The 12703-nt window shown below is 42.6% G+C and carries 10 protein-coding genes; 6 read left to right on the forward strand and 4 right to left on the reverse strand.

What is annotated here, in order from left to right; genetic code table 11:
- Positions 1–315: 315 nt before the first annotated feature.
- Positions 316–1188 carry a Cof-type HAD-IIB family hydrolase gene (locus H6G73_RS19675; RefSeq protein ID WP_190607549.1) on the forward strand — a complete coding sequence of 291 codons (873 nt, stop codon included), beginning with the start codon at positions 316–318 and terminating at the stop codon, positions 1186–1188.
- 132 nt (positions 1189–1320) lie between these two features.
- Here H6G73_RS19675 and H6G73_RS19680 read toward each other — a convergent pair whose 3' ends face one another.
- Entirely contained in the window at positions 1321–2181 is an 861-nt protein-coding gene (locus H6G73_RS19680; protein WP_190607550.1) for a hypothetical protein, read from the reverse strand.
- 274 nt (positions 2182–2455) lie between these two features.
- Here H6G73_RS19680 and H6G73_RS19685 point away from each other — a divergent pair, with 274 nt between their 5' ends.
- A complete protein-coding gene (locus H6G73_RS19685; RefSeq protein ID WP_190607552.1) occupies positions 2456–3214 on the forward strand; it encodes a Crp/Fnr family transcriptional regulator in 759 nt (252 codons plus the stop codon).
- 393 nt (positions 3215–3607) lie between these two features.
- Here H6G73_RS19685 and H6G73_RS19690 read toward each other — a convergent pair whose 3' ends face one another.
- The 3 genes from H6G73_RS19690 to H6G73_RS19700 form a co-directional block, all read right to left on the reverse strand.
- Positions 3608–5086: an ABC transporter substrate-binding protein gene (locus tag H6G73_RS19690; protein ID WP_313948656.1), complete on the reverse strand. Its 1479-nt coding sequence runs from the start codon at positions 5084–5086 to the stop codon at positions 3608–3610.
- A gap of 7 nt (positions 5087–5093) precedes the next feature.
- Entirely contained in the window at positions 5094–6431 is a 1338-nt protein-coding gene (locus H6G73_RS19695; protein WP_190607554.1) for a serine/threonine-protein kinase, read from the reverse strand.
- 193 nt (positions 6432–6624) lie between these two features.
- On the reverse strand, positions 6625–7638 hold the full coding sequence (locus tag H6G73_RS19700; RefSeq protein ID WP_190607556.1) for a LysR family transcriptional regulator: 1014 nt from the start codon (positions 7636–7638) through the stop codon (positions 6625–6627).
- Positions 7639–7939: 301 nt separating this feature from the next.
- Here H6G73_RS19700 and H6G73_RS19705 point away from each other — a divergent pair, with 301 nt between their 5' ends.
- The 4 genes from H6G73_RS19705 to H6G73_RS19720 all read left to right on the forward strand — a co-directional run.
- Positions 7940–8662: an NnrU family protein gene (locus tag H6G73_RS19705; RefSeq protein WP_190607558.1), complete on the forward strand. Its 723-nt coding sequence runs from the start codon at positions 7940–7942 to the stop codon at positions 8660–8662.
- A 427-nt stretch (positions 8663–9089) separates the two neighbouring features.
- Positions 9090–9476, forward strand: a complete 387-nt coding sequence (locus H6G73_RS19710; protein ID WP_190607560.1) for a thioredoxin family protein — start codon at positions 9090–9092, stop codon at positions 9474–9476.
- Between the two features lie 490 nt (positions 9477–9966).
- Complete coding sequence (locus H6G73_RS19715; protein ID WP_190607570.1) at positions 9967–12051, forward strand: NAD(P)H-quinone oxidoreductase subunit 5; 2085 nt, start codon at positions 9967–9969, stop codon at positions 12049–12051.
- 208 nt (positions 12052–12259) lie between these two features.
- Positions 12260–12703 (forward strand): helix-turn-helix domain-containing protein (locus tag H6G73_RS19720; protein WP_190607562.1); only part of this gene is annotated, 444 nt, incomplete at its 3' end.

Raw genomic sequence — 12703 nt, forward strand, 5'->3', positions numbered from 1 at the left:
ACACTTTTACGTTTATCATTAACGTTTAAGCCATACAAAAAGTATACTAGCTTTATATGCGTGTAGTGCTAATTGTGCATATCCTTTATCGAGTACCAAGAATTGCTAGATGGTACAACTTGATTTATCTTTGTCATTCATCTGAAATCGAAAATTTCCAATCCTAAATTTTGATGACCTGCAATCTGCGGTAAGTTGTGGTCTCTATGGTAATAAATGTCAAACAGTAGAAAAATATATCTTTTTTTCCTATTTCTACTGCCAGATAGTTAACTTTAAACTTGCCTATTCACGTACAATATCAGCTAATATTTTATGTCCCTATCCTCTACTAATCCATCTTCTGACAATAACCACCAGCCAAAAACAGACAACAATATTCGACTTTTAGTTTTGGATATTGATGGCACAATTGCCGGACATAGTAACAATATCAATCAATCTGTCAAAGATGCTATTGCTGCGGTGCAAGCAAAAGGTATTCAAGTAGCGATCGCCACTGGTAGAATGTATCGCTCGGCATTGAGATTTCATCAAGAAATTGGTTCCACTCTGCCCTTAATGGCTTATCAAGGTGCATGGATTCAAGACCCCAATACAGGTGAGGTACTGCGTCACTGGTCTGTCTCTAGAGAAATTTCCCACCAATTACTAGATTATTTTGAACAACCAGAATGGCGATCGCTCCTTTCTATACATTGTTATATCAATGACCAACTCTATGTACGGGAAATCTCCAAAGCCACAAAATTCTATGCTAAACGTAGCAACATCAAACCCATCCCTGTGGGAGACTTGCGTCAAGTATTAGAGAAGGAAACAACCAAAGTTTTAGCTTTGTGCGATGATGTCCAACTAGTTCAACGTCTGTTGAGTGATTTACGTCGTCAATATACACCAGCACAATTATATCTCACTACATCTGTTGATACCTTCTTAGAAGCAACTAATCCCGTCGCGAATAAAGGTAAGGCTGTGGCCTATCTAGCAGAAACCATCCTGGGTTTACAAAGAGATAACGTTATGACCATTGGTGACAATTTCAACGATATAGAAATGATCCAATATGCAGGTTTGGGTGTTGCTATGGGTAATGCACCAGAACCAGTGCAAGCGATCGCTGATTGGGTAGCACCCAGTATAGACTTCGACGGAGTAGTGACGGCAATTGAAAAATTCTTGCTTTAAACATCAGAAAGGACACCGACGACTGGCCGTGTTTCGTCTCGGTGTCCTTGCTGGTTCGCTCCTCACACACCAGATACTATATCCAAGGTGATTTATTCCGTCAATAGCCGTAATTTAAATTTTTGCTAAGAATCATAACTCTATAGGAGCAATAACTCCTAATTTCTCCTCCAACACAGCTTTTAAGACCAATTGAGTCATGATCAGCAATCCCAATCTAGCTTGGCTTAAATTTGGGGAATTAATCCTCACTTCACCCCAAATTCGGCAATGAGCAGAGAATTTTTCCCAAGCTTGAGCCAATTTAACACCAGCTTGCTCCCATTTAATTGGGCGATCGCTGGGAGGACATACCCAATCGTCAACTATTTTTAACAAAACTTGAATTAACGCCATCTCCTCTGGCTGTTGCAGACACAATTGCTGTTCTGAATTCAACCAAGGTATGGGTTGAGTTGTGACAAAACTAGGGAAACAGCTATTGGTATTAATACTTGTTTCACATAAATTAATTAATTCTTCCCTCAGCGATAAACGCAGTATCGAGTAACAACGAGCATGAACATATTGCATTTGAAAAATAATTGGCACATCGTGACTTGATTTAACGATTGTCTCTTTTATCTCCCAAGGAACACTGCCTTGTGTAAAATTTTGTAACCAATTTGCTAAGGTTGAGTGTATTAATTCGATGTAAATCTTGCCGGAAACATCGGTTTTAACTGTAAATAAGCCCTCACAACCCCTAGAAAAATGAGAAGCGATCGCCCTAGCAGTCTCTAGAGGAGAAATGTGGGATGTCGCCATTCGCATGGCCATGCTAGAAATATATATAATTTTTTTACCATCTCCATCTAGATAGAGAGGAACTTTGGTACTTCCTATGCTTAGAATTGCCCTATCGCTGGTATAAACACTTAGGGTTTTTAATAAATAGCTATTTATTAGCTGTTTAATTGATGTATAATTAGGAAAAAGTAGCGACTGATGCACGTATTTTTTTCTAAAAATCTGCGGAGTGCGTTATTTTATCCTGTTTCATCTACCTGCCGATAGAAGTTTACTCTAGGTAAAGAAAAATGAGAGTAGGATAAAATTTAATGAATAAGCGATGAATAGCGAGTAAATTTTACTACCTTCATTGTACAGTAGGAAGTATAACAAAAGAGTAGAAGCTACAATAATGCTTTCTACGCTTTTGGATGGCTGGCGCTGTTAGGCGTTAAGCCTACCCGTTTACACAAAGACACTCCTTGCACCTTTTTTTATGACGTCTTTGTCTTCAGCCGAACGCTCTTTGTTACCTATGCAATCTCAATCCTCTTTTTCCGAGGCATCACGGCCTTTCTTGACTTGGCAACGCATTCTTGACTGGGCACAAGAACACTATCGCTGCCGCACCTTCAGCAAAGATGAACGTATTCCAGCTAGACCTGGTTTGCTGTACTTAGTGCAGAGAGGTGCTATCCGCATGGTAGGAACCGCTCAAGTCAGCGCCACTGCCAGCCAACTCACATCTCGGCGCATTAACAGAACCCCAGAAGAAGCCTTTTTAGGGTTTGTGGGCGCTGGACAGCCTTTTGAAATTGTTGCTCAGTCTCCATTTACACTCCAGTCCTACGCTCACGTTGACCAAACAGCCGTGTTGTGGATGTACTGGCATGATTTGGACAACTGGCCTCACTTCCGTCGGGAAGTAATGGATGCCTTTAGATATCAGCACCAACGCAAGTTGTTGTGGCTGAGTGCTTTGGGACAAAGGCGTACCATTGACCGTCTCTTAGGATTCCTCACCTTGTTGATTGAGGAATATGGAGAACCGGCAATGAGCGAAACAGATCCCGATGTAATTCGTGGCTATTGCCTACCCTTCCCTCTAACCCATGCCCAAATTGGCAGTGCCATCGGTTCCACTCGTGTAACCGTAACCCGTTTGATGGGTAAATTGCGTCAACGTGGCCTCATTCTTACCCAAGGGGATAATTTGATTTGTTTACCAGCAGAGTCCATTAACAGAGCGAGCTAAAACAGCTTTCTTGAGACTCTAGGTAAGAATCTGCACTCACGCCAATCTGTTTGACCACCACAAACAGATTTTGGGTAATCGGGTTTTTCCCGATGAAAGAACCTTGATGTTCGCGTATTTCTTGGATCAGAGCCTTGAGCAGCTAATCAGAACTGTCTCTGATCACAAGCAATGTCTAATTCATAGTTTGCCCCAAGACTCTAGACATCCAAGAACATTGAGGAAATATTTTCGGGGCCCAAGTGTAAAAGATGCCACCAGGACTATCAGCCACCTTTTTAAGGTATGGGTGGTCGTGCAGACACACTCCCAGAGGGGACTTAACCCTTGACCACCCAAGATGTCTTGGAAAATACTGGCAATATTTGGATGTTCACTTGTTCAATCACTTGCTCAAATCGGTTCAAAATCGTACCCAGTCCCAGAACGATTACCCCGGATAATTTTGACAAGTTGGACTGGAGCTTGGCGATCGCCTGATTTTAAAAATTTAATTTGACCCACAGCACCATCAGCCGTAAAGCTAGGTGAGGATAAGGCTTGTTGAATTCCCAAGCGAGTGGGATTTGTTTTTAAGGCAGTAATCAAAGCCACAGTGGCATCATAACTAGTGGCAGTACGCCAACTTACATCCGCTCCCCATAACTGCCGGGAATTTTGGGAGAAACTAGATTGGGAGCGACTGTGAATATGCCAAGGTACAGCTACCACCATTCCCAAAGCTTGCTGTCGGCCGACTTCTAAAGTTTTCAAATTATAGACGTTATCTCCTGCCAGTAAACTTAATCTTTGCTGGTTGACCTGCACTAATTGCAATGTCCGGTCTAGAGTGTCAGGACTAGGAGCTAACATTAACACTTGACTACCTTGTTTAATAGCTTGTGACAAAGTTTTACCAGGACTAAAACCAGGCTGTGATAAGTCAAATTCTCCTGATATTTGTCCACCTTCTTGCACCACAGAAGACACAAACTCTGATTTGAGGGATTGGCTATAGTTACTTTGGGAATTAAAGAATACCACTGCATTTTTTTTCTGCAAGGTTGTCATCATATAACTGACTAAAGTTCTAGCCGAGATGACATCACTGGGGACAGTGCGGAAAATATAGGGACTAAAATTAGTAATTTTCCAGCTGGTACTGGTAGGAGTAATTGCTACTAGTTCTCCGGCTGTATAGACCTGACCTGCTGCTAACGTCACATCGCTGCTATAGGGGCCGACTACACCTAATACAGATGGGTTAGCGACTAATTGAGTAGCAATTTTTTGAGTGAGTAGGGGGTGATCTTGGTCATCAGCAATTCCCACCCGTAGCTGTACTCCTTTAATCCCACCAATAGTATTAATTTCGTTTTGCGCTTGGGCAATACCTCGTAGTATTTCTAAGGCTGCATTGGGGTTAGTGCCAATGGGAACAGAAGCGACGATGGTATAACTTGTTTTGGCACCAATGCGGGCATTATTTAGGTACATCAGGGTTTCGGGGTCGTTGCGGTTCAAATTGCGGGCGACATTTAAATGAGCGATCGCTTGAGCAAATTTTTTCCCACCCATGGCTTTGACACCATCTTTTTTAGCGGGAGCAACTTCACCAGGAGTCAGGATTCTTTCCCCGAAACTAATAAGTGCTGTAATTTGTGAATCTTGGGGATGAGTTAGTTGAATAATAGTTAATAGCTCATCGAGAAAATAATTGGTGACCAACCAAACCACACCGCTAGCAATGCTAGTTGTAATTAATAGAGATAAAACTAAAACTTTTATTTCCTTTTGGGACATAGAGAAGAGAGAATTAAGCATTAACCATGAGAAATTCCAAATTAAACTTGAACTTGACAGTGCCACCTGAATAACTTCAGTTGTGGTCATGATTTTTTCACAGAATTAAATATAAAAATTTATATACTAAACGAAATAAGGCAGTGACACTAATGGCTGCTAATGCGGCAAATGAAGCCAGCATCAAGATTTGTCTTACGGTCATCCCACTTTGAAGATAGGGAATAAAAAAGATAATCGCTAAAGAAATGCTGGGAATAATCAGAAAATCCCGTTTTTCTAGCCAACGTTGGGTTTGAGCAAAAATTAGGGCGGTTAAAACTACACTGGATATACCCAAACCAATGATGGGGTTTTTGACTAAACTCAATAGAGCGATCGCAATTAATGCCCCTTCAAAGCCACTAAAAGCCGCACCACTCAAGATTTCCCAGCTAGAAAAATGCGATTGTCCAGAGATAAACTGTGGTTTTCCAGGGATGGTATCCAGGCTAGAAAGGGCTGCCAATACTGCCTCTGCTGACTGGAAACGCTGATTTGCTGCCGGTAAGAGCATTTTTGCCAAAATATCAGCGAAGTGGGGGTTAATGCTGACGAGAGAGCGCCATTGCCACTGATGATGTTGAGGATCAAATAGGTTGGTGGCTTTTTCCCCAGTTAACAGAGTGATAACCGTCACAGCTAAAGCATATAAATCTGTGGCAGGAAATACTTGACCAGAGGATATTTGTTCAGGTGGTGCAAATCCTGGGGTATAAATACCCGTAGACACATGAGCTTCCGGAGAAACATTCGTGACTTGTTTTACTGCTCCAAAATCTAACAGATAGAGTTTACCATCATGACGGCGGACGATATTGGAGGGTTTAATATCTCTGTGGATAATGCCTTTGTCATGGACAAACTGTAAAACTGGGAGAATTGCCTGGAGTAATTCTAAAACTTCAACTTCTGAAAACTTACCTTTTTCACTCAACTCAGCATCGAGATTTTGTCCCTGAATATATTCCTGAACTAAATAGAAAAACTGCTCTTTTTTACCGGGAAAGGTACTCTTAACAGTGACAGGAAAATCAGCAAATAATTCTGGGATTTGCTCATGTTCACGACCGAGTTGGGCTAAAACCTCTGCTTCTCTAGTAAATAGCTGTTGAGCGAGTTGAAGTTGAGATGAACTTAAATTACCTATGGGTTGGAGTTGTTTAACGACACAATAAGGCATTCCAGGTATACGGCGATCCCGTGCCAGGAATGCTGCTCCAAAGCCTCCTCTTCCCAGCATCTGAATAGGTACATAACGACCATCTAACAACAACGGCATTCCACAAGCAGTGCAGTATTTTTGCACTGTTGTTTTCAGAGTTGTGAGATCGTCCAAATCCGCACAGTAGTTGTTGGGACGTGGACAACTAGGACGAGTGCAGTAAAGTTCCATGTTGGTATTTGGTCATGGGTCAGTGGTCAAAAAATTTTCGATTTGAGGTTTGGCCGTTGGCAATTAGTTGTTTGGTTTGAGTTAGTCCGCTGAATAACGGTAAACATCTCAAATCACCATATAGCTAATCTCCAATTGCCAATCGCTAATCTCCAATAGTTTGGCTACTGACTCCAAATGGTTGATGACATTTTCAGTCTGCGTCGGCAAAGTTGCGGGTGACAGCATCCAATGTATTAACCACAAGATTTTTTGGTGATAACTTTAACGTTTCCTGATTCCATCCAGGAGTGGCAAACTGGGGTAAAATTTCCTGGCTAAAAGCTTCTGCGGCTTTGGATCTATAGCGATTGGGATTTAATATTAACCACAGTGTCCGCTTGACCACAACTCCTTCAATGGGAACGCAATGTAAAACACCCATTTGTAACTCTTTAGCGATCGCCGAAGTTGAGACAAAAGCCGCCCCTAAACCCGATTGGACAGCATTTTTAATGGCTTCGATGGAATTGAGTTCCATTTCAAATTTAAATCGCCTAGTGTCAATATCGCAGCGTGCTAAAACATGGTCAATTACTTTGCGGATAGTTGATTGGGAATCAAGGGCAATGAATTGAAGTTTATATAGGTCTTCTTTTTGAATGGTTTCTAGTTTGGCAAAAGGATGGAACGGCGGCAAAATCAGCGCTAGTTCATCTTCAGCGTAGGGAATTATTTCTAAAGATTCTACTAATTCTGCGGGTATTTCTCCACCAATAATGGCGAGGTCAACCTGTCCATTGGCTACACTCCAGGCAGTGCGGCGAGTAGAATGAACGTGCAATTGCACTGCGACATCGGGGTATTTTTGGCGGAACAAACCAATCATTCTTGGTAGCAAATAAGTTCCCGTGGTTTGGGATGCACCAACGATTAAAGTTCCACCTTGGAGATTTTGTAAATCCTCAATGGCACGGCAAGTTTCCTGACATAAACTGAGGATTTTTTCTCCATAACTCAAGAGTAGATGACCAGCTTCTGTTAATTGAGCGCGACGGCCGCCACGATCAAATAACGGGACATCTAACTGCCGCTCTAGGTTTTGAACTTGTAAACTCACGGCAGGTTGGGAGACATAAAGACTATCAGCGGCACGCTTAAAGCTCCCTTCTTGAGCGATCGCTTTGAGAATGCGTAACTGATCTAGTGTGAAAGGAAGGTCAGACATAAGGCTCAACCCACAAACAAGAAAGGAGCGGCTTTGGCAATAAATCAAGTTTCTCAGATGGCTGGGTATGATTTATTGGTTCGTAAAATTGGAAGCTTTACTCGAAAAAGACATTACCACAACATATTGTTTCAAGTCCTGTTTTCAACACTGATTAATCCTCTGATGATAAAATCTGCAAACAGAAAGGCAAGGGCCAAAAAGACGCGGATACCATATTTTGACTCCGCACTTCTGGTACATACTTCGTGGTATTGGTGTTACTAAATTTAGTTTTCTATAGATTACTTCACTTGTGTATATGCTGCCGAATCCTTGGTTTACCTCCAGTCATTTTGTCATGCTGGGGTTACAATTAACCTTTGCCATCGCCCATAGTGGTGGCGCTGCTCTGCGTCCTTGGGCAGAAAAATACATTGGACCAAGGCTGTATCGCATTTTGTTTGCATTGGTAAGCTTACCCTTGGCGGTGATTCTCATTGTTTACTTTTTTCAGCACCGTTATGACGGCTTGCAGCTGTGGCAAGTCCAAGGAGTGCCGGGGGTGAAAATATTAGTTTGGGTATTATCTGCAATTTCCTTTGTGTTTTTATATCCTGCTACCTTCAATCTACTAGAAATTGCGGCTATTCAAAAGCCCCAAGTCCATCTTTACGAAACAGGCATTATCCGTATTACCCGTCACCCCCAAATGTTTGGTCAAGTGATTTGGTGTATTGCTCATACTCTCTGGTTGGGTACAAGCTTTACCCTTGTCACTTCTATGGGCTTGATACTGCATCACTTATTTGGTGTGTGGCATGGTGACCGCAGGTTGAGCGATCGCTATGGTGAGGCTTTCGCTGCTGTTAAACAAAGAACTTCCATCGTTCCCTTCCAAGCTATTCTCGATGGTCGTCAATCTCTCCAATGGCATGAATTTCTGCGTCCTGCGTATTTAGGCATTACCATTTTTGTTGGTTTACTCTGGTGGGCCCATCCGCTATTAATAGAAGCTACAAGTAAAGTACAATGGTCGTTATAGCTGATCCCCAATACTCATAGCCGATACCAATTTAATCAAAACTTCTGCTGATCAGTTGCCCCATAATCAATGTAGGATGAATTCAAATAGCTGTTAGTAGAGTTATCTTGAGCCGATAGAATTTGTACTAGGAACATATTTTCTAGACATTACACCGCACTCAAGAGTTCAACATCTCCAAAAAGCCACTAAATTAATCGAGTTGGCTTTTTTCCATACTAACAATACAAAGCACTCCAATCTTACCCATTTATCACAAGCATGAGAGCTTATATCATTCAAAGCTGAATTATCCAGAGCCAACTACACAATTACTCAGCCAGACCCAGAAGCCAATTTCCCACCCCCAAGCCCAAATTCCTAATGGTATAACTTCTCCTGCTGGTAGCTATTTCCATAGAACAATCTTAATCATTCACGAGGTGTCATGGTGTTGTCGGTTAGTGAACGGACATTTACTCAAGAAGTTTTAGAATCTTCAGTTCCCGTTTTAGTCAATTTTGAAGCACCTTGGTGTGGATTGTGTCGGATTATTCATCCTGTGTTATTACAGTTTCAAGCGCAATATGGCTCAGAAATCAAACTAGTGGGGATAAATGCCGATCAAAATTTTAAGTTGTCTAACACCTATAGGCTCAAATCCTTACCAACCTTACTTTTGATTGAAAAAGGTATAGTCCGTCAACGGCTAGAGGGTTTTCGTTCTAGAGAAGATTTTCGTTTAGCTTTAGAAGAAATCAAACTAGCATCCAGCATTAGTCATAAAAATTACAATAGTCCCAAAACCATAGACTGGGAGTGCCGTTCAGCTTAAATTCGACTCTTGATGATCAACACCCCGTACTGTGTAACCAGTGTCAATTGATTCAAAATTTAGCATTAAAAACTTAACAACTTTTTAGCCAAATATAAAACCATGCTTAATACCCCACTCAATCATTTGCGAGTGGGGTATTTTATCCTCAAGGGTGTGTGTCACAATTATTAACAGTTAGGACAAGTTTAGGCAATTGAAGGCTAAAGTGATGAAGTTGCAAACACGGTAACGGCTGTTCTTTGCTCCTGGCTTGCTCTGCACAGAAATAGCAAAGACACAACCGTGGAAGTATGAAAATTGTCTGTTTACTCAATCCGTCACGACTTGTAACTTCCTCGAACCAAAACTACCCTCAAAGGGAGGCTGCTAAAGCGCCTACTATCGGCGTTCTCGAATGTTGTGCGAGACTTATAATTGACTTTTCGTTCTTCATGCTTTGGCCTTCAACCTCTTTCGTGCAGAATTCTAAAAGAAGTAGGCGTCAGTGATGGAAGTAATCTATCAGTATGCCTGGCTGATTCCAGTTTTGCCCTTACTAGGAGCAATGCTAGTCGGTCTAGGGCTAATTTCATTAAATCAGGTGACAAATCGCCTACGACAGCTAAATGCTGCGGTAATTATCTCCCTGATGGGGGCAGCAATGGGTCTGTCGATCGCTTTGCTCTGGAGTCAAATTCAAGGGCATGAGCCTTATCTCCGCACTCTGGAATGGGCAGCAGCAGGCAATTTTCACCTCACTATGGGCTACACCATTGACCATTTAACAGCGGTAATGCTGGTGATTGTCACCACGGTAGCCTTTTTAGTAATGGTTTACACTGATGGGTACATGGCCCATGACCCTGGTTATGTGCGGTTCTACGCGTATCTGAGCTTATTCGGCTCATCCATGCTAGGACTGGTGGTCAGCCCCAACCTGGTACAGATTTACATTTTCTGGGAATTGGTGGGGATGTGTTCCTACTTGCTGGTCGGTTTTTGGTACGATCGCAAGGCAGCCGCCGATGCTTGTCAAAAAGCATTTGTTACTAACCGCGTCGGTGACTTTGGTCTGTTGTTGGGCATTCTGGGGCTATTTTGGGCCACAGGCAGCTTTGAATTCAATCTCATGGGCGATCGCCTAGCTGAACTCGTAGCCACAGGTTCTGTCAGCAATTTCCTGGCAGTGCTGTTTGCGATTTTAGTTTTCCTCGGCCCAGTGGCCAAATCCGCTCAATTTCCCCTCCATGTCTGGTTACCAGACGCAATGGAAGGCCCCACTCCCATTTCTGCCCTTATTCACGCCGCTACAATGGTGGCAGCAGGTGTATTCCTGATTGCCCGGATGTACCCAGTGTTTGAGCACGTTCCCGCCGCAATGAACGTGATTGCCTTCACTGGAGCATTTACAGCTTTCTTGGGTGCGACCATCGCTATTACCCAAAACGACATCAAAAAGGGCTTGGCTTACTCCACCATTTCCCAACTCGGTTACATGGTGATGGCTATGGGAGTAGGTGCTTACTCTGCTGGTTTATTCCACCTCATGACCCACGCCTATTTCAAGGCCATGCTGTTCTTGGGTTCTGGTTCTGTGATTCACGGCATGGAAGCAGTGGTTGGTCACGACCCCGTTTTAGCCCAGGATATGCGGTTAATGGGTGGACTACGGAAGTATATGCCCGTTACAGGTTTCACATTTCTGATCGGCTGCTTGGCAATTTCCGGGATTCCTCCCTTTGCTGGCTTCTGGTCAAAAGATGAAATTCTAGGTGCGGCCTTTGCTGCTAACCCTCTGTTGTGGTTCATTGGTTGGTTAACTGCCGGTATTACCGCTTTTTACATGTTTAGAATGTATTTCTCAACATTTGAAGGCAAATTCCGGGGTAAAGATGAGAAAATCAAAACCCAACTTAAGCAAGCTGCTGCCGCTGTAGTAGCAAAATTAGCTGGGGAACCAGCACCCAACTTTGGCCCTGGGGCGATGAAGAAAGGAGAACTGGAGGCCCACTCCCACGACTCCCACTCTCATCACAGCGATTCTCCCCATGAATCCCCTTGGACAATGGTTTTACCTTTAGTGGTGTTGGCTGTACCTTCAATTTTGATTGGTTTGGTGGGTACTCCTTACGCCAACTATTTTGAGCAGTTTATCTTTTCTCCCACTGAAAATTTAGCTGAAGTGATGGAAAAAGCGGCAGAGTTCGACCCCCAAGAATTTTATGTGATGGCGGGTAGTTCTATTGCCATTTCCGTTGTCGGTATTACCCTAGCGGCGCTGATGTATTTATGGAAGAAAATTGATGCAGCAGCGATCGCTAAAAGCATTAAACCCCTGTATGAGTTTTCCCTCAACAAGTGGTACTTCGATGACATTTACTACAATGTCTTCGTCCTGGGTTTACGCCGTCTCGCTAGACAGGTACTGGAAGTAGACTTCCGGGTTGTAGATGGTGCTGTAAACTTAACAGGATTTTTCACCCTGGTTAGTGGTGAAGGTTTGAAATACCTAGAAAACGGTCGCGTCCAATTTTATGCCCTCATCGTCTTTGGGGCAGTTTTGGGCTTAGTGATTGTCTTTGGTGTTACTTAAATGGCAAGTTACAGGGGACGGGTGAGAGCAACATCTTTAACCTTTCCTCTGTTGTCATTGATTTCCATATCTATCTATAACCCTGATAGAGACGTTTATGAAAACGTCTCTCTTTTTATAGCCAGTGGTTAGGACATTAACTAATACCAATTCTCTAAAATAAGCCTACAGATGTGATAATAAGATTAAACCAGATAAAAGGTAAACAATGTCAGGGGTATATCAGCTAGAAATTAAAGAGACTGTCGCAGAACTCAAAGATTTACTGGCGATACAAAAAACTGCGATGGCTAAAGAAAGAGTGCAGCTACTATATTTACTCAAAACAGGGCATGGTCAAACAATTTCTCAAACCGCAGAAATGATTGGTCGAAATCGAGTGACCCTACACAAGTGGATTCGACAGTACAAAGCAGGAGGGATTGAAGGACTCTTAGAACAAAAATTTTCGCCAGGAAGACCAAGAAGCATCCCAAACTGGGCAGAAAAAGCATTAGATAAAAGATTGCAAGAACCACAAGGTTTTAATGGTTATCAAGAAATCGTCGAGTGGCTCTCCCAAAACTTGGGAGTAAATAGTTGCTATAAGACAGTACACAAGCTTGTGTATTATCGCTTGGAATCATGCCCAAAAGTTCCTCGTGACAAAAGC

Origin of the sequence: Richelia sinica FACHB-800 (assembly GCF_014698825.1) — a bacterium.
Lineage (GTDB): Bacteria > Cyanobacteriota > Cyanobacteriia > Cyanobacteriales > Nostocaceae > FACHB-800.

What these genes read in the sequence shown, in the direction of transcription:
- H6G73_RS19675 (WP_190607549.1), top strand. Translation starts at nt 316, where the DNA reads ATGTCCCTATCCTCTACTAATCCATCTTCTGACAATAACCACCAGCCA.
- H6G73_RS19685 (WP_190607552.1), top strand. Translation starts at nt 2,456, where the DNA reads ATGACGTCTTTGTCTTCAGCCGAACGCTCTTTGTTACCTATGCAATCT.
- H6G73_RS19690 (WP_313948656.1), bottom strand. Translation starts at nt 5,086, where the DNA reads ATGACCACAACTGAAGTTATTCAGGTGGCACTGTCAAGTTCAAGTTTA.
- H6G73_RS19695 (WP_190607554.1), bottom strand. Translation starts at nt 6,431, where the DNA reads ATGGAACTTTACTGCACTCGTCCTAGTTGTCCACGTCCCAACAACTAC.
- H6G73_RS19700 (WP_190607556.1), bottom strand. Translation starts at nt 7,638, where the DNA reads ATGTCTGACCTTCCTTTCACACTAGATCAGTTACGCATTCTCAAAGCG.
- H6G73_RS19705 (WP_190607558.1), top strand. Translation starts at nt 7,940, where the DNA reads ATGCTGCCGAATCCTTGGTTTACCTCCAGTCATTTTGTCATGCTGGGG.
- H6G73_RS19710 (WP_190607560.1), top strand. Translation starts at nt 9,090, where the DNA reads ATGGTGTTGTCGGTTAGTGAACGGACATTTACTCAAGAAGTTTTAGAA.
- H6G73_RS19715 (WP_190607570.1), top strand. Translation starts at nt 9,967, where the DNA reads ATGGAAGTAATCTATCAGTATGCCTGGCTGATTCCAGTTTTGCCCTTA.